The sequence below is a fragment of the Hyphomicrobiales bacterium genome (genome assembly GCA_016710435.1).
GTDB lineage: Bacteria > Pseudomonadota > Alphaproteobacteria > Rhizobiales > Aestuariivirgaceae > Aestuariivirga.
In genome coordinates this window covers 568,816-595,067 of the sequence record JADJVV010000001.1, presented here as the reverse complement: position 1 = coordinate 595,067, position 26,252 = coordinate 568,816, and the positions used below count along the sequence as shown (strand labels likewise).

The following is a 26,252-nucleotide window of genomic DNA, read 5'->3' as shown; positions in this document are numbered from 1 at the left end:
AGAAAAAACGCCGGCGTGCGGGTGATGTTCCGCCCGTATTCAATCCGTGCGGGCTAAAGCATGAACTCAAGGCGGCAGGAAAATCCGTTGCGAAGGAACCGGCGTGTAACCTTGTCCGCGCTGGAGAGCAGGAGCGAGGTGCCGAATCCCTCCTCGCGTGACGGCCCGGTCACGCGCGGTCCACCGCGTTCACGCCAGGCGAGCCGGAGCTTGTTGCCGTAAAGCGTCCAGACGATGTCGATATGGCCGCCGGGCCGTGACAGCGCACCATACTTGCTTGCATTGGTGCCCAGCTCATGCAGCACCAGGCCCAGCTGCGTTGCTGCACCCGCCGGCACCGTGACGTCGGGGCCGCGAAGTGTGAAGCTCTCATCCATGCTGTCCACCATGCCTTCGAGCTGACTGCGCAAAATGTCCACCAGCCCCGCGCCCTTCCAGTCCACATCCGTGAGGAGACTGTGAGAAGCGGCGAGGCTGCGGATGCGGCCTTCGAAGGCCGCGACGAATTTCTCCGGATCACTGTTGGAGCGCAATGTCTGCCGCGTCATCGACTGGATGACGGCAAGGGTGTTCTTCACCCGGTGGGACAGTTCCTTCAGCAGCATCGCCTGCCGCTTCTCCCAGTTCTTGCGCTCGGTGATGTCCTGGTCGATGCCGCGTGCGCCGATCGCCTGGCCGTTCTCGTCCTTCACCACGTCGCCGACAACGGACGTCCAGATCAGTGAGCCGTCCGGCCGCGCAATGGGGAACTCCAGCGCGAAGGAGCCACCCGCCTCAAGGGCCTGGTCAAACTGACGCTTCACCCGCGAGCGGTGCGCTGGATCGATCTGCGAGTCGCGGGCCTCGCGGGGGGGCACGCCCTGCGCCGGGTCGTGGCCGTAGATCACGAACATCTCCGGCGTCCAATGCAGGTGATTGCGGACGAGATCAATATCCCAGGCGCCGGCGCGGGCGCTGCGCAGGGCGAGGCGCAGGCGCGCCTCGTTTTGAAGCACGATCTCCGTATATCGCCGGCGCTCAGTGATATCGCGCGCGATTGTGGAACAGCCCACGGCCTGGCCTGCCGCGTTGCGAATGGGTGACACTGCAACCGAGACATGCACACGGGTGCCATCCTTGCGAAGGCGCACGGACTCGTAGGGCGCAATCGTTTCGCCCCTGCTGATGGTGGAGAGAATGCGCGCTTCCTCGCTGGCATTCTCGACGGGCACGATTTTCATCACGGGTTCGCCGATCATTTCGGCGGCCGTGTATCCGAACAAGGTTTCGGCACCGCGGTTCCAGCTTGTCACGATGCCCGACAACGTCTTGCTCAGGATTGCTTCTTCTGAATGGGTGACGATGGCGGCGAGGCGCGCGGCGGCTTCCTCGCTGGATTTGCGCTCCGTGATGTCCATCATGATGCCAAAGGCTTCACGCACGGTGCCGTCGCTGCGGCGGCTGATTTCGCCACGGGTCAGGATCCACCGCACGGCGCCGTTGGGGCGCAGGACGCGGAACTCCACCTCATGCCGGCCGGATGCGGCAAAGGCCATGCGGTAGAAGCTCCGCCAGGTTTCCGTGTCGGCGGGGTGTATATATTTCTCGAGTGCCTGGGGCGTGCCGCCAAACTGGCCCTTGTCCGTGCCCAGCAGCCGCAGGAGCTCGTCGGTACAGGTGAACACACTGGTGGCCATGTCGAGGTGCCAGGTGGCCATACGGGCAGCCTCGAATGCCACGGCGCTCATCTGGGCGGATTTTCGCATGGCCATTTCGGCCCCGATCCGGTCGCTGATGTCAACGATTGCTCCGCGCACGGACAGTTTTTCACCGTCGGAGCCGAATTCACATGTTCCACGATCCAGCACCCACATCCGCCGCCGGGTGGAGGCATGGGCGATGCGGTATTCCACCTCGAAGTCGGGACTGGCCGGCGTGGTGGAATGAAGCGCATTCTCGAAATACGGCAAGTCCTCCGGATCGATCAAGGCCGACCACGCTTCGGTGGGGCCATGGGCGGGCAGTCCGAGCAGGGCCGTGCAGTTGGGCGAGCGGAGCGTGTGCCCTGACGCGGACTCGCAATAGTAACTTACAATTCGGGCTGAGGCCGATGCTTCTTCCAAACGCTGTGAATCATCACGTGAGGGCATGACGGCTTCCGGGTTGCGCGTCTTTTTTGATGTACATCATTCCGCATGAAGATGGCAGGAGGATCACACGGCAGAAAAAAATAGCCCGGGCGCTGCATTGCTGCGGCACCCGGGCGAGTTCATGTGAGATGTGGCCTCAGCCGCGCCATACCGCGCCACTGCGGGCATTGACGTAGACCACGATGCGGTGGCCGTTGCGCGACGCACGGAAGGTGTAGGTGGCGCCATTGCACTCCACCGTCGACACGTTCCGGTAGCCGCGATTGCGCACCGACCACTTGGCCTCACCACAAGACATCTTGAAGCGGGCGTGATGGCGGGGAAGATACCAGCCATAGCCGCGGCGATACATGTAGTCAGGTCCCATCCGGTGGCGGTAGTGCGGCACACCGAAGAACACGCCAAGCGAAACTTCGGCCTTTGCCGGGGTCGCGGCGCCCATGGGGATCATCATTGGCGTGCTGAGCATGATTGCTGACGCAAGCGCCGAACTGAGAAGCGTCGTTTTCATCACTATAGTCTCCTAACGGGGGTTGAGTTTGCTGAGCTGCCGTCAGCGGGCGAGAGCGGTGCGGTCGAAGGCGGGAGCGGCCTCAAGCTGCTCCTTGGTCGACGCAATGGTGAGAAGAGGCTTGTTGGAAGCGTCCTTCGAGATGGTGATCTGGTCGATCGGGACCAGAACATCCTTCTCGCCGATGCCCAGGAAGCCGCCCACGCCAATCACGGCGACGATGGTATCGAGTTCCTTGTTCATCACAAGATCATTGATCTCGCCGACATTCTCATTGGACGCGGTGTAGACCGTGCGCCCCATGAATTGTGAGGCGAGGAATTCCGCACCGGCAGGCATTGGCGCCATGGCCTCGTCCGTGGCATTGTCCGGCGGAGTCGCGGCCGTATCGGTGCTGCCTGCTGCCGGCGGAGTGGCGGCCGTGGAATTGCCGGCTGGCGTCGTGGATCCCGTGTTCACGTCAGGTGTTGCATTGGGATCGGGCTGCTGCTGCGCAGAGCTGTTGGCATCAGGTGTGGCAGGAATTGCACCAGTTGTGGTGCCGGGCTTGCAGTTTGCCGGAATCTGGTCATCGGGAACGGAACCCGGCACCGGGCAATCAACGGCGGGCGTGGCACCCGGCTGCTGTGCCGTCGTGGAACTCTGCGCAAATGCTCCGCCGGTTCCCAGGAGCAGTGCGATCACCGCTGTGGAATACAGTGTTCGTGACATGGCAAATCTCCTTGTCGCTGTGCAGTTGGTGAAACGCCCCTCGCGGACCAAGGTTCCCCGAATCCCTATTTTTGATTGCGCATCCATATGCTTCCTGCCGCCCCATCCGCGGGGGAGATGGGACGGCAGCAGCAAAGGCACGGTCAGATCAGTTCGCTCTCGCGAGCAGTTTCACTGACATGGACGTGCGGCTTCTCTTCCCGCATTCCCTCTTCGATGGCTGGAAGCTGGATCACGGTTGCGCGCTGCCCTTCGCGGAGCGCATTGACCTTGAAGATGCGGCCATCGGCCAGTTCCACCGCGTCGTGATGCGTGCCGGGCTTATCGACGTCGACCTGGCGGAAACGGGCGAGACGCGATTCATGGCTGAAGGCCTGCTCCACGTAACCCCAGATGCCGGACGTCTGCACGGGCTGCTCGAAGGCAAGCTCTGTGCCTGGCTTCAGGCACACCGCTACCTCAGGCTTTCCGGGTGCGCAGAAGCCGCGCGTGGTTGTGGTACTGAAGCTGCAGGTCACGAGAACATCGCCGACTTCGGCTTCACGGCTGACGAGGGATTCCAAGCTGTAATCGCACATGATGTACCTCCTAAACGCTGCTGACGGTCTTGTGCGGATGAGGGCACACGCCGGTGATCCGGCGTGCAGAGAGAGAACGATGCCATTTCCGGAATGTTCCGGTTTCTGACGCGCAAATGAAAGAAGATGGGCCCGTTCACCAGAGGCAGCTTTGCCTGCTGCTGCAGTTGAGCTATTTGATGTGGTGCCTGCCGCATTGATGAACGAGGAGCCGTGATGACCACTTATGCGCGAGACATGAAGGGCTATGGCCGTGCCATTCCTGATCCAAAGTGGCCGGATGGTGCCCGGGTTGCCGTGCAGTTCGTGCTCAATTATGAAGAGGGCGGCGAGAACAACATCCTCCATGGCGATGCGGCCTCGGAGGCATTCCTGTCCGAGATCGTCGGAGCGGCCCCCTGGCCCGGCCAGCGGCACTGGAACATGGAGTCCATCTACGAGTACGGCGCACGCGCAGGTTTCTGGCGCCTGTGGCGCATGTTCACCGAACGGAAGATCAAGCCCACGATCTATGGCGTTGCAACCGCGCTGATGCGCTCTCCCGATCAGGTGCAGGCCATGATCGAGGCGGACTGGGAGATTGCCAGCCACGGCTACAAGTGGGTGGAGCACAAGGACATGCCGGAAGAGGTGGAGCGTCAGCAGATCGCCGAGGCCATCCGCGTGCACACGGAAGTGACGGGCAAGCGGCCGCTGGGGTGGTACACGGGCCGGTGTTCCATGAACACCACCAAGCTGGTGATGGAGGAGGGAGGCTTTCTCTATTCCTCCGATGACTATGCCGACGACCTGCCGTACTGGCTGAGGAAGGCCGATGGCGGCAAACATCTTGTCATTCCCTACACCCTCGATGCCAATGACATGCGTTTCGGCACTCCCCAGGGTTTCAATACGGGCGAACACTTCTTTCAATACCTCAAGGACAGCTTCGACTGTCTCTATGAAGAGGGCCGCCGCGGATCACCGAAGATGATGTCGGTTGGCCTGCATTGCCGTCTTGTGGGCCGCCCCGGGCGCGCGCTCGGCCTGGCGAAGTTCATGGACTACGTGCAATCGAAGGATAAGGTCTGGATTCCGCGCCGGATCGACATTGCCCGTCATTGGCATGCCAGTTTCACGTAATCCTGTTCCTATTTATTCATGACGGAAAGGCCACTCTCGATGGCAACGAAATTGTCCACGGACCTGAAGAGCGGTGCGCTCATTTATCATGAGGGCGCAAGGCCGGGGAAACTCGAGGTGCGCGCCACCAAGCCGCTCGTCAACCAGCGCGACCTGGCGCTGGCCTATTCGCCGGGCGTTGCCGCCGTGTCTGAGGCGATCCATGCCGATCCTGCCAGTGTCTCGCGCTATACGGCGCGGGGAAATCTCGTGGCTGTCGTTTCCAACGGCACTGCCGTGCTGGGCCTCGGCAATATCGGACCGCTGGCGGCAAAGCCCGTGATGGAAGGCAAGGCTGTCCTGTTCAAGAAGTTCGCGGACATCGACGTCTTCGACATCGAGCTTGCGCAGACCAAAGTCGATGCGTTGGTGGAAACGATTGCCGCACTGGAGCCGACATTCGGCGGCATCAACCTGGAAGACATCAAGGCACCGGAGTGCTTCGAACTGGAGCAGCGCTTGCGGGAACGCATGGCGATCCCCGTCTTTCACGACGACCAGCATGGCACGGCGGTGATTGTCAGTGCGGCCGTCACCAACGCGCTCCGCCTCACGGGCAAAGACATTTCCCGCATCAAGATCGTGGCGTCGGGTGCGGGTGCCGCAGCCCTTGCCTGCCTCAACCAGTTGGTAAGCCTGGGCGCCTTGCGCGAAAACATCTGGGTCTGTGACATCGAGGGCGTGGTGCATGAGGGCCGCGAGGTGCTGATGGACGCCTGGAAGGCGGTGTTTGCCCAGAAGACGTCGGCGCGTACCCTCGCGGACATCATTCCGGATGCAGATGTATTTCTCGGTTTGTCGGCAGGTGGTGTGCTGAAGCCGGAGCATCTGAAGACCATGGCGCCGCACCCGCTCATCCTGGCGCTGGCCAATCCGTTCCCCGAGATCATGCCGGAAGCGGCGCTTGAGGCCAGGGCCGATGCCATGATCTGCACGGGCCGCTCCGACTATCCGAACCAGGTCAACAACGTGCTGTGCTTTCCCTATATCTTCCGGGGCGCACTTGATGTGGGCGCCACCGCCATCAATGAGGAGATGAAGCGGGCCGCCGTCCAGGCCATCGCGGAATTGGCGCGTGATACGCCTTCGGACATCGTGGCGCGCGCCTCAGGCGGTGAAACCCGCGTGTTCGGGCGGGAGTCGCTCATTCCTTCGCCCTTCGATCCGCGCCTTATCCTGCGGGTGGCGCCTGCTGTCGCACGGGCTGCCATGGAGAGCGGTGTCGCCACGCGGCCCATTGCCGATCTCGACGCCTATGGCGAAAGCCTGCAGCGCTTCGTTTTCAAGTCAGGCTTCATCATGCGCAACATCTTTGCCGAGGCGCGCAAGCAGCCGCGGCGGGTGATCTATGCCGATGGTGAAGACGAGCGCGTGTTGCGGGCGGCGCAGGTGCTGATCGAAGAAGGAATTGCAAAACCCATTCTCGTTGGCCGGCCGGCCGTCATCGAAGCCCGCATCAAACGTTATGGACTGTCGCTTGCGCTCCACACCGACGTGGCGATCATCAATCCGGAAGATGATCCGCGCTACCGCGACTATGTGGCCACCCTGGTGGAACTGGCGGGACGCAAGGGCATCACGCCGGATGCGGCGCGAACGCTCGTCCGCACCTCGACGACCGTGATTGCCGCGCTCGCCGTGCACCGTGGCGAGGCTGACGCGATGATCTGCGGGCTGGAAGGGCGTTTCCGGTCGAAGCTCCGCCTGATCCGCGACATCATCGGGCTGGCGCCCGGCGTGAACGAGTTCGCAGCCATGAGCCTGATGATCACATCGCGCGGCATCGTCTTCCTTGCGGATACGCATGTGCAGCCCGATCCCAGCGCGGCCGCGATTGCCGACAATGTGTTGCTCTGTGCCGATCATGTTGCGCGCTTCGGGTTGCTGCCGAAGGTGGCGCTGGTCACGCATTCCGACTTCGGCGATTTCGATACGCCCTCGTCGACGAAGATGCGTGAGGCGCTGGGCATTGTCCGGCAGCGGGCTCCGCAGCTGGAAGTCGATGGCGAGATGCAGGCGGATACGGCGCTCATTGCTGCCGTGCGCCAGCGCAAGCTGCCAACCTCGACGCTCACCGGCGATGCCAACCTGCTGGTCATGCCGGACCTTGCCTCCGCCAACATCGCCTACCAGACGATCAAGGTGTTCGGCGATTCCCTGCCTGTGGGGCCGATCCTGCTTGGAACTGCAAAGCCGGCCCATATTCTCACCGGCTCCGTCACGTCCCGCGGCGTTGTGAACATGTCGGCCATTGCAGTCACGGAAGCGCTGGCGCTGGAGACGGGTACCAGCCGGCCAGTGCTCTGAGACACAATTTTAGATAGCAGTCTGGTGCATTGAAAACATTAAGAAAATTGCAATAAGGGCCATTCGACCATTCAAGGAAGTTTTCCAGATTTGGACACTCTCTGGTGGTGTTTTCGCGGGCATGCCTTCTGCCAATCACGCGAGTATTCAAGATATTGGCCAGTTTCGATGGTTTTGGCGTGGAAGTCTGGCCGTCGAGGGTAGTTCTGCTTGACCTTCTCTCCGGTTGTGTTTTATACCGCAGAAGTTGAGTTCGACTAACCGGGGGATTTTAATATGAACGTGCGAGCCTTATTCCGGGCGGGTTTTGTGCTGGCTGTCGGCTCCGCAGCTGCCGCCGCTGCCGCTCCTACTATTGCCACCGTTTCCGCCATTGACGGCAAGGTGCTGGTCAATTCCGGATACGGATTTGTTCCGGCAATGGATTCCTTGGCCCTCAAGGCCGGCGACAAGGTCATGGTTGGAAAAGGCGCTTTCGCCAAAATCCGCTATCAGTCCTGCACGCTATCGCTCTCGCAATCTTCGGTGTTTGTCGTGACCCCGACGGCCCCCTGTGAACAGCCAGTCGTCCCGGTTGCAGACATGCCGGGTGCCGGCGGCGCTCCTGCGGGCGGCGCGGGCGGTGCCGGTGCCGGGGGTGTGCCGGGCGCCGCGCTTCCGAGCATTGGCGGCTTGCCACCGATCGTCACGACGCTGGCATTCGTGGGCCCCGCCGCCGTGGCCTGCGCCGTCAAGTGTGATGATTGGTTCGGCGACGACCCCGTCAGCGGAAATTGATTCCCGCCAGTCGACGTCTGCTGCGGAACTTTCTCGCATGGTGGAATCGGCTGAACTAAAAAGTGAATAAGCGAATCAGGGTCGCATGCTTTGCGGCCCCTTCGTGCTATTCAGGAGCAGGGGGTTGATGCCGCACACGGTCAAAGGAAATGAGCGCCCATCGCTGCATTCCCTGTGGTGGGGCATGGCTGTTTCCGTGTGGCTTGCGGCCATGATCCTCAGTGGCGGGACATCGGTGCCGTCGCCTGCCGTGCTGACACTGCAGACACTCTTGAGCGTGGGCATCGCCCTGATTGCGGCCTGGCAGTTGCGGACCGGATTTCCCACCTGGACTGGCCTTGCCGGTCTCATCCTCCTGCTGCTCGCCCTGGTGCTGACGCTGGTGCAACTCATTCCCCTGCCGCCCGGGATCTGGATGTCACTGCCAGGCCGCGGACTTGTGGCTGCAACCTACCAGGCGTCGGGAGAAGCCGCACCTTGGCTTCCCCTCAATCTGCAACCGGCGGAAGGATATGCATCGGCGCTTGCTCTGATTCCTGCGTTCGCCGGGTTCTTGGCCGCCCTCACGCTGGATTGGCGCAATGCCATGATGGTTGGGGCAGTATTGTTGCTGTGTGCCCTCGCAGGCGCCATGCTGGCGCTCACCCAGAAGTTTGCCGGGCCCGGACATGCGCTGTATTTCTACAGCACACCGGCCGGCAACATTGCCATGGGGACGTTCTCGAACCGAAACTTCCTTGCCGCGCAACTTTTCACGGCGGTGCCATTTGTGGCAGCACTTGCCACGACGGCAACGGATGCGTGGCGGATGAAACCATGGCTGACGTCGCTCTTTGCCGTCATCTACATGGGCATCCTCCTTGCGGCACTTGCGGCTGTCGGTTCAAGAGCGGGCGTCCTGCTTGCCATGGTTGCGGTATTTCTGTCGTTTGCGGCAGTCTTTCGCTGGCGCCGCTTTGCACAGTCCGGTGCGGCCATTCTCTCAGCACTTGCGGCCCTGTTCGTCATCAGCCAGGCCAGCATGGTGGGAATTCTGCGCCTTGTGCAGAAAGACCCCCTGGATGATTTCCGCGCCACGATTTTCGCCGTGACTCTCGACGGCGTGAAGGCGTTCTTTCCGGCGGGAAGCGGGTTCGGCAGTTTTGCCTCGGCCTACCAGATGTTCGAGCGGCCCGCCGACATCATCGACAATTATGTGAACCACGCCCACAATGACTGGTTGGAAATCGTGTTTGCGGGCGGTCTTCCTGCGCTGATCCTGCTTGCCGCCTTCGTGGTTCTGTTCGCAGTGACAATCGTCCGCCTGATGCGGCTGAGCATGTTCAGCCATGGCGGGGCCTTGTACCGCGCCAGTGGCGTCGCCGCGTTACTGCTCTTGCTTCATGCCGCCGTGGATTTCGGCCTGCGGACACCGGCCATGCTATCGGTGTTCTCGGTCTGCCTTGGTCTTGCAACGCTGGCAGGCGCAGCGCTTCACAATCACCGCCACCACGTGACCTCTCCGCCCGAACCTGCCGTGCCACGCACACCGCGCCCCTTCGTGCCGGGTGCATTCGGAACGCGGAATACTCCAAAGGTACAGGCATGACGGCTCGCTTGTTCCACTCCGGTACCGGTTTCTGCGCGGGGCAACGAAGGCTTCCGGGAGCGGCCCATGATTGACCTTCACTCCCATATCCTGGCCGGCGTGGATGACGGCGCACAATCACTGGATGACTCGCTCGCCATCGGCCGCATGGCGGAGGCAGACGGGATCGAGGTGATGGCTTGCACACCCCATTTCATGCCGGGAATGTACGACAATCAGGCCGCCGACATTCGGGCCCGGGTGAAGCATCTCAATGCCGTGTTTGAACGCGAGGGACTGCAGCTCGCCCTTGTCGTCGGCGCCGATGCCCATATCCGCCCGGACTTCGCGCAATGCCTGAAGATGGGCCAGATCCTCACCCTGCATGACAGCCGCTACGTTCTGGTGGAGCCGCCGCATCACGTTCTTCCGCCTCGCTTTGAAGACTTCATGTTCAACATAGCGGTTTCGGGTTTCGTGCCCGTGCTGACGCATCCCGAGCGGCTGAAATGGATCGAAGGAAACTATGCGGTGATGCAGAAGCTCGCGGCGTCCGGCGTGTGGATGCAGATCACGGCAGGATCGCTGGCAGGCCGCTTCGGCAAGCGCCCGCAATACTGGGCAGAGCGCATGTTGTCCGAGGGACTGGTGAGCATCCTCGCCACCGATGCCCATAATACGAGATCGCGACCGCCGCTGCTGGCGGAGGCGCATGAACTGGCCTGCGCCCGTGTCGGGAGCGATGAGGCCAACCATCTGGTGCGGACAAGACCCGCCCTCATCCTTCAGAACGAACCGCCGGAATCAGCGCCGCAGATCAGCGTGCAATTCCCGGTGGACAGCCGCGAACCGGGTTTCTGGCGGCGGCTGTTTGGAGCTTCAGCACAATGACACGGCTACGGACACATCTCACCTTCCTTTTCGTGCTCCTCCTCACGGGGCTTCTCAGCGCCTGCGGGGGCGGCGGTTTGAACGGAAATGCGGATGGCTCTTTCCAGACCACCGGCGGTGGTTCAGGAGCGACGTCCATCAATGGTGAAGCCGCCACCAGCGCCAAGAGAATCTTCGCCGAGAATTCCGAAAGCGCCACAGCCAACAAGGAAGACTACAAGATCGCACCGCTCGACGTTCTCGACATCTCGGTTTTCGGCGTTCAGGAGCTGAACCGTACGGTCCAGGTCAACAGCAGCGGAATCATCACGATGCCCCTGATCAAGACCGTGAAGGCGGGGGGACGCACGCAAGCACAGCTTGAACGCGACATCGCAGCAAAACTGGAGGCGGGCTATCTGCAATCGCCACAGGTGTCGGTCTTTGTGAAGGAATACAACAGCCAGCGCATCACCGTGGACGGTGCGGTAAAGAAGCCCGGCATCTTCCCGACAACGGGCCAGATCTCGCTGATGCAGGCGATCGCACTGGCCGAAGGACTTTCAACCGTGGCGGACCCCAGCGGCGTCCTGTTGTTCCGCACGGTGGACAACAAGCGCATGGCGGCCCGCTTTGACATTCGCGAGGTGCGCAGTGGCAAGGTCTCGGATCCGATGCTGCAGGCGGGCGATATCGTGATGGTGGATGAAAGTGCGGCCCGCACGACGCTGCGCGACATCAAGGATGCGCTGCCGCTCTCCGGCCTCTTCCAGTTGATGTTGCTGTAGGATGGGCATGATGGACCGCAATTCGCAGCAACTCCCGCCGCCACTTCCGCAGAACCAGTCGGTTGTGGAAGCGCCGGCAGGCATGGTTCCACAGAATTTCCGGTATGGCGCCAACCCATATCCCTATTTCCCCAACACGGATGACGGTGCCGGCGAGCAGGGCTTCGACTTCCGCCGCTACATCCGCGTGGCGCTGAAGTACCGGTGGATGATCACCGGTATCGTTCTCACGTCCCTCCTCATTGCAGCGGTTGTCACCTTCCTCATGACGCCCATCTACCGGGCAACCGCGTCCATCCAGATCGACCGCGAAGCCATAAACATCGTGAAGATGGATGGCGTGCAGCCCGAGGAAGGCGCGGGCGGCATGGAATTCTACCAGACCGAATACGAATTGCTTGCCAGCCGCGCGCTCGCCGACCGGGTCGCCACGACGCTTGGTTTGGGAAACAGCGATGCCTTCAACAAGCGCCAGAAGTCATTGATCGACGTGATGTGGTCGCTGTTGAGCGGCGAAGAGGACACGGGCGCAGCCACTGCTCCCGAGATCAGCCAGGAAAGCCTGACGCGTTCGGCCGTGGACCGGCTGCAACGCACGGTGAGCATTGCCCCGGTGCGTGGCTCCCGTATCGTCAAGATCAATATCGATCACGCCAACCCGGCGTTGGCCCAGACCGTCGCCAATGGTTATGCGGACGTGTTCATCGCAGACAACCTCGACAGGCGCTATGAGGCGACGTCCTATGCGCGCAAATTCCTGGAAGAACGCCTGCAGCAGCTCAAGGTGAAGCTCGAGGAGTCCGAAAAGCAGCTCGTCAAATATGCGGAAGACCAAGGCATCATCCGGCTGGATGACAACAAGAACCTTTCCGCATCTGACCTGCAGGCTGTCAACGACAAGCTGGCGGCGGCACACGGTGAGCGCATCAAGAAGGAACTCCTGTGGAAGCAGGCGCAGGCGACCGATGGACTGGGACTCAAGGAAATCCTCGACAGCGACGCCATCAAGGCCAACCGCAAGCTGAGGACCGAACTCGCTGCTGAATACCAGCAGAAACTTGCCATCTACAAACCGGCGTTCCCGCTGATGATTCAGCTCCGAAACCAGATCAAGGAACTGGACCGCCAGGTGCAGACCGAAGTTGCCGCCATCAAGAATTCCATCGAGGCGCAGTATATCGCCGCGAAGGAGGAAGAGGAGACGCTGGCCCAGCAACTGGAAGGCAGCAAGGCGGAGGTTGTCGACCAGCGCAACCGCAGCATCCAGTACAACATCATCCAGCGCGAAGTGGACACGAACCGCCAGCTCTATGACGGGTTGTTGCAGCGCTACAAGGAAATCGGCGTTGCCGGCGGCGTGGGCACCAACAATATCTCCATCGTGGACCGCGCTATCAAGCCCCTGTTCCCGCGTTCGCCCAACCTTCTCCTGAACATGGCGCTGGCGCTGGTCGTGGGGGTGTTGCTTGGTGTCATGGCGGCGCTGGGACTTGATTTCCTCGACGACAGCTTCAAGTCACCGGAAGATATCGAGCGCGAATTCAGCCTGCCTGTGATGGGCATCATACCAAAGCCGAAAACGGGCAAGGCGCTCGAGCAGGAATTGTCGGATCCGAGGTCGAGCATCGCCGAGGCATACCGTTCGTTGCGCACGGGCTTGCAATTCGCCACAAGCGAGGGCCTGCCGCGCACTATGCTGATCACCAGCAGCCAGCCCGCCGAAGGCAAGTCGACAACGGCGCACTCGCTTGCCGTGTCGCTGGCGCAGATCGGACTGCATGTGTTGTTGATCGATGCCGACCTCCGCAATGCCTCGCTGCACAAGCGTTTGCGCATCAGCAACGAGGTGGGCCTGAGCAGCTATCTCTCGGGCGCCAAGTTGCCGGAGGACGTGGTGCAGGCCTCGACGACCGAAGGTCTTGTGCTGATGACCTCGGGGCCGCTTCCGCCCAATCCGGCGGAATTGCTCACGGGCGCGCGCATGCCGTCGCTGTTGACGCTGGCCAACGAGTCCTTTGACATCGTCATCGTGGATTCGCCGCCGATCATGGGTCTTGCCGACGCGCCATTGCTGTCACGCCTGGTGCAGGCCACCGTGCTGGTGGTTGCGGCCAATGAAACGCGCCGCAGCACGGCCCGCATTGCGCTGAAGCGCCTGCAAATGGCGCGGGCCAACATCATCGGAGCGCTGCTCAACAAGTTCGACGCGAAGGAGACGGGCTACGGGTACGGCTATGGTTATGGTTATGGCGACTATGACTATCACAGCTACGGCGACACACCGCAGTTGCCGTCGCAGCGCAGCTGATGGGTGGCGGAATGCATGCGATTGACCGTGCCCTTGAAGCCGCGCGGCAGCCGAAACAACTGGCGCACAAATTCAAGGGGCCCTTGCCGGACGACATGCTTGAGGTGATCAAATGCGCCGCCGGCGATGAGGGGACGCTGACCGTACTGGCGTCAGGCCGGAACGTCAGTCAGCAGAAGATCAGCGATGCGGCCCGCGTCTATCTCCAGCATATCATCACCCACGCCAACGGCAGCGACCGCATGGTGCTTGCGCTGCCGCAGAATTGGTCCAGCCAGGACGTACGCGAGCACAAGCGCTGGATGCTGAAGTGGCTGCACCCCGACCGCAATCCGAGTGCATGGGAGGCCAACCTCTTCCACCGCGTGAAAGAGGCATCCGACCGCATCGAGAACGGGACCGCCAAGGACAGCGCCGACCCTGCCGCCGCCGTTGCCTTTCAACGCAGGAAACCGGCGCAACAGCGGCGCTTCCAGTCAATATCGTCAAGGCCCTCCGCAGGCGGCTTGCGTCACTACAAGTTGCGCAAGCGGGATATCGTGAAGTTGCTCATCATGCCTTTTGTCCTTGCAGTCTGCGTGACCGCTCTCGCGAGTTTTGCCTGGCTGCGTTTTGGCCCGCAGGGAGGTTTGTGATGCCGCAACATTCCCATCGCCTGTGGCGTCGCGTCCAGAGATATGCACTCCTGGCGGCCACCGCATGTGGCGTGGTGATTGCCGCCGGCGTGGGGTTACCGTCGGTCTGGCGTTTACCACCGCAAAATCCGGTGCCCGCAGCGCTGAGCGGGCAAGGCATTGCTGATTATCTGAATGGACTGGATGCACCGGGCATCCGCCGCCTTGAAGACTATGCGTTCACCCTTCTCCATCAGAACGCGCTGGATGCGGAGGCGCTGCAATATCTCGTCGTCGCAGCCGGCCTGAAGAAGGATACGCAGCGCCAGGAGGTTCTCGCCCTCAATGCCGCGCGCTACACCATGCGTGACTCCCGCACGCAACTGACGGCGGTCAACATCGCGCTGCAGAAGAAGCAGTATGACGATGCGTTTTTTCACCTCGACGGCCTGTTGCGGGCGCGTCCGGACCTTGGACAGCAATTCTATGCGACGCTCGCGGCGCTGATTTCCAGCAACGATGCGTTGCCGGCGCTGACAAAGGTGCTCGCTGCCTCGCCGCCGTGGCGCCGCAACCTTCTCTCCTTCCTCGCGCAGGAGCCGCAAGGCTGGCCGGTGATGCAGCGTCTTTTCGAGAGCCTGCGAAAGGCGGGTGACGAAACGCCTGCCAGCGAGATGCGGCTGCTGCTGTCGTCGCTGGGAAGCCAAGGGAATTTTGAGCAGGCTTATTTTGTCTGGCTGGATTCGCTGGATGCCAGCGGTCTGGCGCGCGTGCAGAATGTCTTTGATGGCGGCTTCGACATGGAACCCCAGGGGCTGTATTTCGACTGGACGCTGCGCCCGGCGAAGAATGCACAGATCGATGTCTTGAACCGTCCCGGCAATTCCACAAACCGGGCGCTCAGGCTCGACTTTGCCAATTACCAAGGGGCCTTTTCCCATGTCACGCAGTACCTGCGCCTGACGCCGGGACAATACGTCTTGCGCTACGACGTGCAGGTGCAGAACCTGACTGCAACGCGCGGTCTTGTGTGGCGGTTGAAGTGTGTGGAAACAAAGGCGGTCATTGGCGAAAGCGCCGAGATCGTCGCGAACGGCCCGTGGACCTCCGCGAACGCGCTTGTCACGGTTCCGGATGCCAACTGTGCGACGCAATTGCTCCAGCTTGAAACGGTTGCGCGAAACATTCTCGATACGAAGTTGACGGGCCAGATCTTCCTTGACGATGTGGCGCTGGAGCCCGTGACCGCGAAGGCGCCTGCCGCCGGAGATGGCGCGCAATGACGGCGGTGCGGACATTGGCCTCCTTCCTGCAGGGGCTGCCCAGCCAGGGCAAGGTTGCCATCATTGCGCTGGCGGATTTCCTCGTTCTCAATCTCGCGGTCTTCCTCGCCTATGCCTTGCGCCTGTCGTCTCCCGAATTGCCGGACCGCGAGAGGATCATCCTTTATGTCGTTGCTCCCGTGCTGAGCGTGGCAAGCGCTTTCCCCTTCGGAATCTATTGGTCCGCGTCGCGCAACTACTCCAGCATTCTCGAACAACGCATCCTGACGTCGCAGGTGATTGCGGCCGGGGGCTGGATTACGCTGGTGTTCTTTGTTGGCACGCCCGGTTTTGCGCGTTCCGTCGTGCTCATCTATCTCCTGCTGGCCGTGGCCTTGATGATTTTGCTGCGAAAGGCAGCGGCGCTGATTTTTGGCGCAGGAACAAACGCGGTGCGGCAGCGGCCCTTGGTGCCCGCCCTCATCTATGGCGCAAGCCATGAAGGGCAGGCCGTGCTGGAGGCCATGCGCCGCAACCGCACCTACAGGCCCATTGCCTTTGTGGACACGGATTACACGTTGATCGGCCGGACCATCGCCGGACTGAAGGTCTATTCGCCCGAAGATCTTCCGGTGGTGATGGAGCGAAGGCAGCCGCGCGAAGTCATCGTGGCGCGCTCCGACCTTGGCCGCAGCAGCCGGCGCTTGCTGGTGGATCACCTCCTGGCGCAGGGCCTGACCGTGAAGATGGCGCCGCCCCCCGGTGAGTTCATGGATGGCGAACTGAAGCTCACGGAATTGCGCGCCATCAAGGTGGAAGACCTGCTCGGCCGCGACCCTGTTCCGCCGGACCGCTTCCTCATGGAAAAGGTGATCAAGGACCAGGTTGTGATGGTGACGGGAGCAGGCGGCTCCATCGGCTCGGAACTGGTGCGGCAGGCCATGGTGTACCAGCCGCGCAAGCTCGTCCTCATCGACAACAGTGAATTTGCCCTGTTTGAAATTCACCGCGCAATCGAGGCGCAACCGAGGTCGCACGAGGGAACAACGTGCTCCGCCGTTCCGATCCTTGCCGATATCCGCGACAAGTCCCGCATGTCGGCAATCATGCGAGAACATGGGGTTGATATTGTCTTTCATGCGGCGGCCTACAAGCATGTGCGCATGGTGCAGGAAAACGCGGCGGCCGGCATCGACAACAATGTCTTTGGCACGAAGGCTGTGGCGGAAGCGGCAAGGGACAACAAGGTCAAGCGTTTCGTCATGATTTCGACGGACAAGGCCGTTCGTCCCACCAGCATCATGGGAGCATCGAAGCGGGTGGCCGAGATGGTTGTGCAGGCGTTGGCGGCGGAAATGCCGGGCACGATTTTCGCCATGGTGCGCTTCGGAAATGTTCTGGGCTCCACCGGATCCGTGGTGCCGCTGTTCCGCGAGCAGATTGCCGGCGGTGGTCCGGTCAATGTCACGCACCCGGATGTCACGCGCTTCTTCATGCTCATCCCCGAAGCCGCGCAGCTTGTCATCCAGGCCGCAGCCATGGCCGAGGGCGGGGAAGTGTTCGTTCTCGACATGGGCGAGTCCGTCAAGATCATGCAGCTCGCGAAATCGATGATCGAGTTGGCGGGCCTCACGGTGAAGAATGAGGAAAACCCCGATGGCGACATCGAGATCCGCATCACCGGTCTGAAGGACGGCGAGAAGCTCTACGAGGAACTTCAAATCGGAACCGACATCCAACCAACGCACCACCCGCGGATCATGCGGAGCAGGGAGTTCAGTTTGCCGCTTCACGAACTGGACGCGCAGATGCGCGGGATCGTCCCCGCACCCGGAGACAGGCCGAAGGCGGATGTGGTGCTGAAACTCGCCATGGCGCAATAGCGGAGTTCAGCTTCATGTCGGTCAAAGACAGTGTCTACGCAGCATCGCCCATCTGGGCGCAGAATGCCTTGATTTCGATGCAGGGCGCTCTTCTCAACAGAGTGCGCAGGGGCAGCCCGGCGATGATCGCCGAGCACGCCGCGTTTGAATCGCTGTCCCAGCAGGAAGTGGAGGCCATGGTCCTTCACCGCTTGCGCGAAACCGTGTCACACGCCCGTTCACACTCCGCCTATTATCGCGAGACCGTGCCAGATGATGCGCCACTGCGGTCGCTGGATGACCTGCGGCGGCTGCCGGTTCTGGAAAAGGACGCGCTGCGTCATCGCACGCAGGATATCCGCTGCAGTGGATTGCCGCCGAAGCTGATCGAGTCCCATACCAGCGGAACCACCGGTACACCGATCACGGTCTTCTACCGGCCGGATGACATGCAGTACCGCATGGCCGCATGGGAGCGGATGTGGAACTGGTATGGCGTGACGCGCCACAGCCGCAAGGTGCGCTTCAGTGGCCGCACGCTGTTTCCCAATGCAGATGAAAATGAAATCTTCTGGAGGATGAACCACGCCTCCCGGCAGATGTTCATGTCGTCCTATCACATGACGGCGCAGCATCTTGACCGGTATCTTGATCGCATCCAGTCGTATGAACCGGAGCTGATCGATGGTTATCCATCTTCCATCTATCTGCTTGCCCGCCACGCCCTGCTGCGCCGCAAGTGGACCATCCGCCCCAAGCTCGTCATGACCACGGCGGAAACGCTGGAGGATTTCCAGCGGGAAGTGATTGCCGAAGCATTCCGATGTCCGGTCAAGACGCAGTACGGATCGTCGGAAGGAGCGCCACTTGCCTGCGAGGATGAAGACGGCGAGATCGCCGTGCTGCCGCAGACGGGCATCATCGAGATTGTGAAACCCGGCACCGCGGAACCTGTTGCGCGGGGCGAGACGGGCGAGATGCTTGTGACGTCTTTCCACACGCATGCCTATCCGCTGATCCGCTACCGCATCGGCGATACCGGCGCCCTCGATGGCTTCACCCGCAAACGCCCCGGATTTCCGCGTCTGCGCAACCTCGCGGGCCGCCAGGAAGATTATGTGATGAGCCCTGAGCGGGGCCCGGTCGGGCGTCTTGATCCCGTGTTCAAGAAGTCGCCCTCCAGCATCCGCGAATGTCAGATCGTGCAATCGGCTGAAGACACGCTGGAACTTCACTACGTGCCCGACGCCGCAACTTTCAGGCCTGAGCATCTCGCTGTTGTTGACGATGAAATCCGTCTGCGCTGTGGCGCGATGACGGTGCGGCACGTTGAGCACTCCTCAGCACTTCCCCGCGGCGCCAATGGAAAACTGCGTGCGGTGATTGGGTTGAAGACAAGCTCACGCGAAACTGTCCAGCGGTGATGGGGTAACGCGATGCGAGTCAAATCTGCTGCAATCAATCTTCTGCGACCGCTGATCCTGTTGGCGTTGCGGGCCTTCTACGACAAGCGATATCTCACCGGGCGGCATTTCGAGAGCGGCAACTCGGGCATCGGCTATGCGCTGAGGTCAGTATGGACCAGAAACATCCTGCGACTGGCCACTCCATATCCGTTTCCCGCTGCGCTGGGCTGCACGATATCCCGGCCATCACGAATTGTCTTTCATCCAGATGACCTAAACAACTTCCAGACAACCGGAAGCTATTTCCAGAATCTCGGTGCCGATATTTCCATCGGCAGGGGCACGTATATTGCGCCGAACGTCGGGATCATCACCACCAATCACCAGCAGGGCAGCCTTGCGGTGCATGCTGCCGGAGAGGACGTGCGAATTGGCAATGACTGCTGGATCGGAATGAACGCGGTCATTCTGCCTGGCGTCGTCCTGGGTCCGCATACGGTTGTCGGTGCGGGGGCTGTTGTCACCAAATCGTTTGCCGATGGCCACTGTGTATTGGCGGGTATTCCGGCAAGAGTTGTAAGCAAGAACTCCGCCGCCTGAATGGAACGCACGGGACGGAAGCTCAGTTGTCCCGAAGTTTCGCAAATCCCAAGACGCCGAATGCAACGTAGGTCAGGCAACCAACTGCAGTGTAAATCCTGACCGTTTGCAACAGGTCCAGCTGCCACGCGTAGGCGACCCAGAACGACGCCAGAATGCCGAACAAAATTGCAATCTGCATCACCATTCCAAAGGCATTCATGCCCCTGAAATAGGTGATCCCGCTGATGGGAGAAACAACGAAGCGTATGCCGATCAGGGGCAGGAGAATTGCCGAAATGCTCCCGGCCAGACGCCACTGGCTCCCGAAGACGAAGGCAAAGATTTCTTCAAGCCAGAAACTGAGGGGCAACAGCACGGCGATGGCCACTGCTGCCAGCATCAGCGCCGTCCTGAGATAGAGAGAGCGCAGGGCGGCGGGGTTGTCCTTCTGCAAGGAGGCGCGTTGCAGGAACACCTGGCCCACGGCATCCGAAATGGTCTTCGATGGCCCTGCGACGCTGCGTTGGGCCAGGCCAAATTGTCCAACATCGTGGGCGCTGTGTTGAATGCCGAGAAGCATCACCACGCTGTTGAGGGCGAGACTGTTTATCAAGGTGCCGGGCATGGTGTAGAGCGGGAAATCGGAGAAGCGCCGGGCTGTCGCTGCCAGACGGCGGCGGCCGGCGCGCCAGGAACCGCCAAGTTCAGCCTTGCCGGAAATAAGTCTCTGGTTGGCGGCGAGGGAGGCCACCAGCGAACCTGCGAACAGTCCGCCAATGCCAAATCCCAACCATCCCAGTGCGATCTGCACAACTGTCGAGGCGGCGGCCTTCTGCACCGTCGCCGTTGAAATCGTGCGGAATGAACCGTCGCGGATATTGATGGCAATGAACAGGTTCTGCACCGCATTGGCGGTCGTCAACAGTGGTATCACGAGCAGCCAGTAACCTGCCTTGGCAAGAGCCGCGGGAAACCACGCGAAGGCGATGCACAGCGCAATCGCGAGTGCGACGGCAACGTTGATCACGAGGATTGCGAGAAAGCCCAGGGTGATGAGAGGCTTGATTTGTCTTGCGTGGCGCACCTGCAGGATGGCGGCGTCGAGACGCAAGCTCGATACCGTGAGCAGAACGGCGCTGATGGCCAGCACCATGACATAGACGCCGAAATCCTCCGCCGCATAAATGCGTGTCAGTATCGGGCTCGCCGCGAGCGGAATCGCCTGCGAGAGCGCAGAGCCTGCCGAGAGCGTGAAGACCTGTCTTGCAAAGCGGCTGCTCAGGGCGCTGCGCAGGCTGGCCATGCGCTTCAGCCCATCGCCATCGCGCCGGCGAGCGCCTGCACAATGCCCGCCACATCCGCCTCACTGAGATAGGGGTGCATGGGAAGACTGAGAACCTCTGCCGCCGCTGTCTCGCTTGCCGGTGCATGGCAGCTTGCATCCAGAATGGCAGGCTGGCGATGCAGGGGCAGGGGGTAGTGCACGGCCGTGGGTATGCCAGCCTTCCTGAGGTTCTCGGCCACCTTGTCACGGTTCGGAACACGCACGGTGAATTGCGCCCAGACGCTGCTATTGCCAGGCAACGTCAGAGGTGGCGCGATGTTTGTGCGGGCGCGCAGTTCCTTCGCGTACATCTGCGCGACGGCTTGCCGGGCGGCGATCTCGGCTTCAAACACCTCCAGCTTGGCGAGCAGGATTGCTGCCTGCAAAGTATCTAGACGGCTGTTCACGCCGATCCGCGTATGCAGGTAGCGCCGCTCCTGGCCATGCCGTGCAATCTGCCGGATCGCCTTTGCGAGGTCCGGGTCGCTCGTGAATACGGCACCGCCATCGCCGTAGCAGCCCAGCGGTTTGGATGGGAAGAAACTGGTGCAGGCGATGCGCGAGAGATTGCAGCTTCGCTTTTCGCCCTGGCGTGCACCAAAACTCTGTGCGGCGTCTTCGATGAGGGGAATGCCGTGACGTGCGGCGACATTGTTGATGGCCGTGAAGTCCGGGCATTGCCCGTAAAGCGATACGGGGATGATCGCCTTGGTTCGGCTTGTGATTGCATCGGCAATGGCGCCGGCCTGCACCAGATATGACACGGGATCGATATCCACGAAGACCGGCCTTGCGCCGAGGATGGCTACCGTCTCCGCCGTGGCAAAATAGCTGAAGGATGGCGTGATGACTTCGTCGCCCGGGCCGACACCCAGCGCCATCATGGCGATCTGCAAGGCATCAGTGCCATTGGCAACGGAAATACAATGGGAGGCGCCTGCGAATGCGGTCAGTGCATTCTCAAGTTCATCGACCTCTGGCCCGAGGATGTACTGTCCTTCGGTGAGCACCTTCGCCATGCGCCTGTCGAGGGATGCACGAATTTTCCGCTGCTGTGCTCCGAGATCGATGAAGGGAATCATGACTTGTCTCCGGCGCGCGTGACCACGCCTTTGGCAAGGCGATAGTCCTCACCGGTCGCAAGGCAGCGGGCCGCGCCGTCTCCGGTCAACGGCAGGTCGAGGCGTTCACCGTGGGCACTCATCCATCCGATGTGCCGGGCCGGATTTCCGACCATCAGGGCATAATCGGGCACGTTCTTCAGCACCACGGCGCCAGCACCCACGAAGGCATGACGCCCGATGGTGATGCCGCACATGATGGTGCAATTTGCGCCCAACGTGGCACCCGTACGAACACGCGTGGGCCGGTACTCCGATTTTCGCTCCACCGCGGCGCGCGGATTGTAGACGTTGGTGAAAACCATGGAAGGGCCGCAGAACACGTCATCTTCAAGCACAACGTCATCATAGACGGAGACATTGTTCTGGATTTTCACGCCATTGCCGATGATGACGCGGTTGCCCACGAAAACATTCTGACCCAGCGAGCAGTTGGCGCCGATGCGGGCTCCGGCACACACATGAACCCAATGCCAGATCCGCGAACCCTCGCCGATGCTGGCCCCTTCATCAACGATGGCTGTGGGGTGGATCATGGTAGTCTCAGCTTCCGATCATCTTGTGAAGGTGGCTCGCGATCTTGATGGACGCATCGCCATCGCCAAAGCCAACGAGGGTGGTGGTTGGCCTTCCCGAGGCCAGCAGTTTGTAGGCTGCGCGGGGAATGCTTTCCGGCGCATCCGGTGGCGCCAGTTCCGAAAAGCCCTGATCCACCAACTCATCCCAGACCGCCTGGCGACGCAGAAGAACGCTCTTCTTTCCCAGAAACGCGGCTTCGCGTGGCAGCCCGCCGGAATCTGACAGGACAAGCTCCGCACCCTTGACCAGCGCAATCATTTCCAGATGATTCACTGGCGGAATGATGTGGAGACGCTCACCATAGCGGTCAAATCTCGGAGAACTCTTCATGGCGTTGCTTGTCCTCGGGTGAAGCGACAGGACGACAACATACTTGTCCGCCAGGCCGGCGAGTGCATCAAGAATCGACTGCAGGCGGTCCAGATTGTCGGTGTTCTCGGCCCGGTGAACGGTTGCCAAAACGTAAGGCTTGCCGGAAATACCCGGCGCCTTCGCCGCCCGCGCCTGCTTGAGGGCGTGGTCGAACATGACATCTCCAACCTGGACGATGCGGTCTTCGGCATAGCCTTCCCGCCTCAGATTGTTGCTGCACAAGTCCGTCGGCGTGTAAATCCAGTTTGACAGCACATCCACGACCAGCCTGTTCTTTTCCTCGGGCATCTGGGCTTCCATCATGCCCGCTCTCACACCCCCTTCCACGTGTGCCACGAGTATATCGAGTTTTGCTGCCGTCAGGGCTGACGCGAGCGTGGAGTTGGTGTCGCCGTAAACGAGCACCACGCTGGGTAACCTCGGTTGTCCAAGCCAGTATTTTTCTAACGCCGCCATCATGCTGGCCGTCTGTTGCGCGTGGCCGCCGCTCGCCGCAGCAAAAGTTGCCGTGACCGTGATCTCCATTTCCTTGAGAAACTGGCCAGACAGGGACTCGTCGAAATGCTGACCGGTATGCAGCACTTCCGTCCGGATTCCGATGTCCCGGAGTGCCGCGTCCACGGGCGCAAGTTTCATGAAATGCGGCCTGTTGCCCACAACATGGGTGATGAATTTCTCAGTCATGTTGACGGGCCAACCTCTGTGACTTCGTTGTGATGGGCTGCATAGAGTTTGCAGTTGCGGGCAAAGCTTTGTTGCAGCGCTGCCTGCTTGCGGTGGAGAAGGTGGTCCAGTCTTGAGAGCGGTGCTCCTGCAGGCAGGTCCATCCACCAGATCGGGTGCGTGAGGAGTTGCATCGGCTTGCCCAGGCGGAACGCCTCCCGCTCCAGCGGGTGGCCGTGATGAAACGCGCCGTTGCTGTCGGAACAGTAGTCCACGTCAGAAATGAACCGCGGCTCATATGCGTGCGGAAGGCCGGCCAGAGTGCCGCTCCTGCCGAGCAGGGCAGGGACCGGGCGGTGAAAGCTGATCGCCGCCGGACTTCCGCCGAGTATAGCGGCGAAGAGCATCAGCTCGTGTTTGGCGATCTTGTCGATATCCATTCCCGCGTCGTAGTCTGCCACGTCGAGGTGGATGCCAATCCACTGGCCATTGGCTTTCATGCTCCGCAGACACTGCCGGCCTGCCGCCCCGAAAAGATTGTAGTGCTCTGTCGTCGCCAGAAAGAAGAACGTGGCCTGCACGCCCAGTTCTGCGTTGATTTCCGCCTGCCGCGTGGCGTGCTCCAGCGAAAAATCGATGTCGTGCCGCAGAATGAACTGGCGCGCCTGGGGCCGTGGAGAATCAAAGCCCACGGTCGTATATCCGGCAGAGACAAAGCTGCTGATGATCTGCCTGTAGGCGGGCTCGGAGAATTCACTCATTTTCGCGGCGCCATCTGATGAATCGGGCGGGATTGCCGGCGACGACTTCGTTGTCCCTCACACTCTTGGTCACCACTGCACCGAGACCGACAAGGGCCCGGTCTCCGATGCTGATTGCATTCATGATCGAGCAGTTGGGTCCGAGCCACACGTTGCTCCCAATCCTCGCACTTCCGCTGATTTCCACGCAGGCGGTCAGAAGCGAGCATGGTCCTATCGAAACATTGTGGGCGATGTGAACAAGATTATCCGTCTGAACGTGGTCGGCAATGGTCGTCTGAGATACTGTGCCTGAGGCAATCGAGTTCAGGCTTCCGATGTTCACGTGATTGCCGACTATCACGCCACCTATGTGCGGAAGCCGGAAGGTGGAACGCTGTTCAAGAGTTTCAACGCCAAAGCCGTCTTCGCCGATGACGGTTCCGGAACGCACCTGGCAATCGTGTCCAATCCTGACATTGGGTCCGAGAGTCACGGAATTGGACAAGACTGTACGTTGTCCCACCGAACTATGTGCACCCACCACGCAGAAAGGTCCGATTGACGCCGTGACGTCGATGTGTGCCGTGGGGTGGATGACAGAGGTCGGGTGAATCTTTCCAAGGTGCACCTTCTCAGCCCAGAACGCCTTCACGGCCAATCCAAATGCAAGCCGGGGATGGCTTGTGGTGATATAGGGACCGCCGTCGTTCGCGATTTCAACGGACTTGCAAATCACTACTGAATTTCCAGGCCGCTGCGGGGGCATGCGCCGCGGATCCGACACAAAAAACAGCGTCTGGGGCAAGGGGTTGGCGGAAACGGAAACGCCCGTGAGCCGAATATCGCTGTATGTGGCTGGACTTGTTGCCAGGAGGCCGTTCTGTTGCAGCACCTCCATGATCTGCGCAACCGTGGCCGCCCCGTTCTGCATCACCGCCGTTCCAGCAGCGGGTGCGCCTGGCTGTTGTTCACTCCTGGCGACGTCTTCCGGATATGGGCCACCGCTTCGATGGCGCAGCGGTTTTCTTCGAGCGGGAAGCCATTTCCGGCGAGGATGGCCTGGTACGAGAGGGTGTGAAGGTCGGTGAAGCCGCCGGAGAATTCGATCTCCTTGCCGTCCACGGTGATGGAACGCCACGTCGTCTGGCCTTTGGCCCGGGCTGGTGCGGGGACGTCCTCAATGTCGATCGACAGGTACCAGCGCACGCGGGCGTGCTCGAATTCGAGATACCCCGCGGCGCGCTTGTCTTCGTGAAGGTGGACGCGGTTCTCCTGCAGGGCGCCGAACACGTAGTGCAGCATGTCGAAGAAATGCACGCCGATATTCGTGGCGATGCCGCCGGACTTGTTGAGGTCGGCTTTCCAGCTCTGCATGTACCACTTGCCGCGCGAGGTGATGTAAGCAAGGTCCACCTCATATTTCTTGCCGCTGGCGTTGGCGCGCACGTCCTCCCTCAGTTTCACGATTGCCGGGTGGTGGCGCAGTTGCAGGATGGTGAAGACGCGCTTTCCGGTGTCCCGTTCCATCTCGACAAGGCCGTCGAGGTTCCACGGATTGAGGACGATGGGCTTTTCGCAGATCGCATCGGCGCCGGAACGCATGGCGAAACGGCAGTGCGCGTCGTGCAGGTAGTTGGGCGAACAGATCGAGACGAAATCGACGGCGTTCGCCGCCTTGTTGCGCGCGAGCTTGTAGATGTGGCGGTCGAAGCGCTCGAACTCTGTAAAGAATTCGGCCTCGGGAAAGTGGCTGTCGATGACGCCCACCGAGTCGTTGACGTCGAATGCGACCGTCAGGGCGTTGCCCGTCTCCTTGATCGCCCGCATGTGGCGTGGCGCGATGTATCCGGCAGCACCGATCAAAGCAAAATTCCGCATGGCGCGAACGATATCCCCCTCAGCAGCCGGCCAACTTACGGCCCAAGACCCCAACACTGCACCGCTTCCGCAGACCAAGAAACCAATCGAAGCAATGATATACGCGATCTAACAGCATTGCTGAATCGTTGCAATCTCG

Annotated in this window: 23 protein-coding genes; 12 read left to right on the top strand and 11 right to left on the bottom strand. The window is 61.0% G+C overall.

Translation table 11 applies throughout. The features are described 5' to 3' along the window. Positions 1-53 precede the first annotated feature (53 nt). From IPM06_02925 to IPM06_02910, 4 genes are all read right to left on the bottom strand, one after another. Positions 54-2,129 carry a PAS domain S-box protein gene (locus IPM06_02925; GenBank protein ID MBK8769366.1) on the bottom strand — a complete coding sequence of 692 codons (2,076 nt, stop codon included), beginning with the start codon at positions 2,127-2,129 and terminating at the stop codon, positions 54-56. A 136-nt stretch (positions 2,130-2,265) separates the two neighbouring features. Then, positions 2,266-2,640: a hypothetical protein gene (locus tag IPM06_02920; GenBank protein MBK8769365.1), complete on the bottom strand. Its 375-nt coding sequence runs from the start codon at positions 2,638-2,640 to the stop codon at positions 2,266-2,268. A gap of 42 nt (positions 2,641-2,682) precedes the next feature. Then, the gene (locus tag IPM06_02915; GenBank protein MBK8769364.1) at positions 2,683-3,351 is read right to left on the bottom strand and encodes a PRC-barrel domain-containing protein; all 669 of its coding nucleotides are present in this window, start codon (positions 3,349-3,351) and stop codon (positions 2,683-2,685) included. Positions 3,352-3,494: 143 nt separating this feature from the next. After that, positions 3,495-3,929 (bottom strand): hypothetical protein, encoded by a 435-nt coding sequence (locus IPM06_02910; GenBank protein ID MBK8769363.1) that lies wholly within the window; start codon positions 3,927-3,929, stop codon positions 3,495-3,497. Between the two features lie 216 nt (positions 3,930-4,145). Between IPM06_02910 and puuE the strand changes: the two genes are divergently transcribed. From puuE to IPM06_02850, 12 genes are all read left to right on the top strand, one after another. Continuing rightward, positions 4,146-5,051: an allantoinase PuuE gene (gene puuE, locus IPM06_02905; protein MBK8769362.1), complete on the top strand. Its 906-nt coding sequence runs from the start codon at positions 4,146-4,148 to the stop codon at positions 5,049-5,051. A gap of 51 nt (positions 5,052-5,102) precedes the next feature. Then, positions 5,103-7,397 (top strand): NADP-dependent malic enzyme, encoded by a 2,295-nt coding sequence (locus IPM06_02900; protein MBK8769361.1) that lies wholly within the window; start codon positions 5,103-5,105, stop codon positions 7,395-7,397. 276 nt (positions 7,398-7,673) lie between these two features. Beyond that, a complete protein-coding gene (locus IPM06_02895; GenBank protein MBK8769360.1) occupies positions 7,674-8,174 on the top strand; it encodes a hypothetical protein in 501 nt (166 codons plus the stop codon). 127 nt (positions 8,175-8,301) lie between these two features. Further along, positions 8,302-9,762 carry an O-antigen ligase family protein gene (locus IPM06_02890; GenBank protein ID MBK8769359.1) on the top strand — a complete coding sequence of 487 codons (1,461 nt, stop codon included), beginning with the start codon at positions 8,302-8,304 and terminating at the stop codon, positions 9,760-9,762. Between the two features lie 66 nt (positions 9,763-9,828). Continuing rightward, positions 9,829-10,632 (top strand): capsular biosynthesis protein, encoded by an 804-nt coding sequence (locus tag IPM06_02885; protein ID MBK8769358.1) that lies wholly within the window; start codon positions 9,829-9,831, stop codon positions 10,630-10,632. Next, entirely contained in the window at positions 10,629-11,399 is a 771-nt protein-coding gene (locus IPM06_02880) for a polysaccharide export protein (GenBank protein ID MBK8769357.1), read from the top strand. Before IPM06_02885 ends, IPM06_02880 begins: the two co-directional genes overlap by 4 nt. Before the next feature lie 7 nt (positions 11,400-11,406). Next, a complete protein-coding gene (locus tag IPM06_02875) occupies positions 11,407-13,707 on the top strand; it encodes a polysaccharide biosynthesis tyrosine autokinase (GenBank protein ID MBK8769356.1) in 2,301 nt (766 codons plus the stop codon). Between the two features lie 11 nt (positions 13,708-13,718). Continuing rightward, positions 13,719-14,342, top strand: coding sequence for a hypothetical protein (locus IPM06_02870; protein MBK8769355.1), 624 nt, complete (start codon positions 13,719-13,721; stop codon positions 14,340-14,342). Beyond that, on the top strand, positions 14,342-15,604 hold the full coding sequence (locus tag IPM06_02865) for a hypothetical protein (protein MBK8769354.1): 1,263 nt from the start codon (positions 14,342-14,344) through the stop codon (positions 15,602-15,604). Before IPM06_02870 ends, IPM06_02865 begins: the two co-directional genes overlap by 1 nt. After that, the gene (locus tag IPM06_02860) at positions 15,601-17,466 is read left to right on the top strand and encodes a polysaccharide biosynthesis protein (protein ID MBK8769353.1); all 1,866 of its coding nucleotides are present in this window, start codon (positions 15,601-15,603) and stop codon (positions 17,464-17,466) included. The genes IPM06_02865 and IPM06_02860 overlap by 4 nt, the downstream gene beginning before the upstream one ends. Before the next feature lie 14 nt (positions 17,467-17,480). Further along, positions 17,481-18,869, top strand: a complete 1,389-nt coding sequence (locus IPM06_02855) for a phenylacetate--CoA ligase family protein (GenBank protein MBK8769352.1) — start codon at positions 17,481-17,483, stop codon at positions 18,867-18,869. Between the two features lie 12 nt (positions 18,870-18,881). Beyond that, positions 18,882-19,451: an acyltransferase gene (locus tag IPM06_02850; GenBank protein MBK8769351.1), complete on the top strand. Its 570-nt coding sequence runs from the start codon at positions 18,882-18,884 to the stop codon at positions 19,449-19,451. A 22-nt stretch (positions 19,452-19,473) separates the two neighbouring features. Here the strand turns inward: IPM06_02850 and IPM06_02845 are convergent, their stop codons facing one another. The 7 genes from IPM06_02845 to IPM06_02815 are packed head-to-tail and all read right to left on the bottom strand — an operon-like array spanning position 19,474 to position 26,113. Beyond that, entirely contained in the window at positions 19,474-20,736 is a 1,263-nt protein-coding gene (locus IPM06_02845) for an oligosaccharide flippase family protein (protein ID MBK8769350.1), read from the bottom strand. A 5-nt stretch (positions 20,737-20,741) separates the two neighbouring features. After that, on the bottom strand, positions 20,742-21,839 hold the full coding sequence (locus IPM06_02840) for a DegT/DnrJ/EryC1/StrS family aminotransferase (GenBank protein ID MBK8769349.1): 1,098 nt from the start codon (positions 21,837-21,839) through the stop codon (positions 20,742-20,744). After that, positions 21,836-22,414 carry an N-acetyltransferase gene (locus IPM06_02835; protein MBK8769348.1) on the bottom strand — a complete coding sequence of 193 codons (579 nt, stop codon included), beginning with the start codon at positions 22,412-22,414 and terminating at the stop codon, positions 21,836-21,838. Before IPM06_02835 ends, IPM06_02840 begins: the two co-directional genes overlap by 4 nt. A 7-nt stretch (positions 22,415-22,421) precedes the next feature. Next, entirely contained in the window at positions 22,422-23,513 is a 1,092-nt protein-coding gene (wecB, locus tag IPM06_02830; GenBank protein ID MBK8769347.1) for a UDP-N-acetylglucosamine 2-epimerase (non-hydrolyzing), read from the bottom strand. Next, positions 23,510-24,253, bottom strand: a complete 744-nt coding sequence (locus IPM06_02825; protein ID MBK8769346.1) for a hypothetical protein — start codon at positions 24,251-24,253, stop codon at positions 23,510-23,512. Before IPM06_02825 ends, wecB begins: the two co-directional genes overlap by 4 nt. Then, entirely contained in the window at positions 24,246-25,166 is a 921-nt protein-coding gene (locus tag IPM06_02820; protein MBK8769345.1) for a transferase, read from the bottom strand. The genes IPM06_02825 and IPM06_02820 overlap by 8 nt, the downstream gene beginning before the upstream one ends. After that, a complete protein-coding gene (locus IPM06_02815) occupies positions 25,166-26,113 on the bottom strand; it encodes a Gfo/Idh/MocA family oxidoreductase (protein ID MBK8769344.1) in 948 nt (315 codons plus the stop codon). Before IPM06_02815 ends, IPM06_02820 begins: the two co-directional genes overlap by 1 nt. Positions 26,114-26,252: the final 139 nt, after the last annotated feature.

Coding starts and splice junctions, on each gene's coding strand:
- IPM06_02850 (MBK8769351.1), top strand. CDS start 18,882: ATGCGAGTCAAATCTGCTGCAATCAATCTTCTGCGACCGCTGATCCTG.
- IPM06_02885 (MBK8769358.1), top strand. CDS start 9,829: ATGATTGACCTTCACTCCCATATCCTGGCCGGCGTGGATGACGGCGCA.
- IPM06_02820 (MBK8769345.1), bottom strand. CDS start 25,166: ATGCAGAACGGGGCGGCCACGGTTGCGCAGATCATGGAGGTGCTGCAA.
- IPM06_02895 (MBK8769360.1), top strand. CDS start 7,674: ATGAACGTGCGAGCCTTATTCCGGGCGGGTTTTGTGCTGGCTGTCGGC.
- IPM06_02890 (MBK8769359.1), top strand. CDS start 8,302: ATGCCGCACACGGTCAAAGGAAATGAGCGCCCATCGCTGCATTCCCTG.
- wecB (MBK8769347.1), bottom strand. CDS start 23,513: ATGACTGAGAAATTCATCACCCATGTTGTGGGCAACAGGCCGCATTTC.
- IPM06_02860 (MBK8769353.1), top strand. CDS start 15,601: ATGACGGCGGTGCGGACATTGGCCTCCTTCCTGCAGGGGCTGCCCAGC.
- IPM06_02825 (MBK8769346.1), bottom strand. CDS start 24,253: ATGAGTGAATTCTCCGAGCCCGCCTACAGGCAGATCATCAGCAGCTTT.
- IPM06_02870 (MBK8769355.1), top strand. CDS start 13,719: ATGCATGCGATTGACCGTGCCCTTGAAGCCGCGCGGCAGCCGAAACAA.
- IPM06_02875 (MBK8769356.1), top strand. CDS start 11,407: ATGATGGACCGCAATTCGCAGCAACTCCCGCCGCCACTTCCGCAGAAC.
- IPM06_02920 (MBK8769365.1), bottom strand. CDS start 2,640: ATGAAAACGACGCTTCTCAGTTCGGCGCTTGCGTCAGCAATCATGCTC.
- IPM06_02915 (MBK8769364.1), bottom strand. CDS start 3,351: ATGTCACGAACACTGTATTCCACAGCGGTGATCGCACTGCTCCTGGGA.
- puuE (MBK8769362.1), top strand. CDS start 4,146: ATGACCACTTATGCGCGAGACATGAAGGGCTATGGCCGTGCCATTCCT.
- IPM06_02840 (MBK8769349.1), bottom strand. CDS start 21,839: ATGATTCCCTTCATCGATCTCGGAGCACAGCAGCGGAAAATTCGTGCA.
- IPM06_02835 (MBK8769348.1), bottom strand. CDS start 22,414: ATGATCCACCCCACAGCCATCGTTGATGAAGGGGCCAGCATCGGCGAG.
- IPM06_02855 (MBK8769352.1), top strand. CDS start 17,481: ATGTCGGTCAAAGACAGTGTCTACGCAGCATCGCCCATCTGGGCGCAG.
- IPM06_02910 (MBK8769363.1), bottom strand. CDS start 3,929: ATGTGCGATTACAGCTTGGAATCCCTCGTCAGCCGTGAAGCCGAAGTC.
- IPM06_02815 (MBK8769344.1), bottom strand. CDS start 26,113: ATGCGGAATTTTGCTTTGATCGGTGCTGCCGGATACATCGCGCCACGC.
- IPM06_02865 (MBK8769354.1), top strand. CDS start 14,342: ATGCCGCAACATTCCCATCGCCTGTGGCGTCGCGTCCAGAGATATGCA.
- IPM06_02845 (MBK8769350.1), bottom strand. CDS start 20,736: ATGGCCAGCCTGCGCAGCGCCCTGAGCAGCCGCTTTGCAAGACAGGTC.
- IPM06_02925 (MBK8769366.1), bottom strand. CDS start 2,129: ATGCCCTCACGTGATGATTCACAGCGTTTGGAAGAAGCATCGGCCTCA.
- IPM06_02880 (MBK8769357.1), top strand. CDS start 10,629: ATGACACGGCTACGGACACATCTCACCTTCCTTTTCGTGCTCCTCCTC.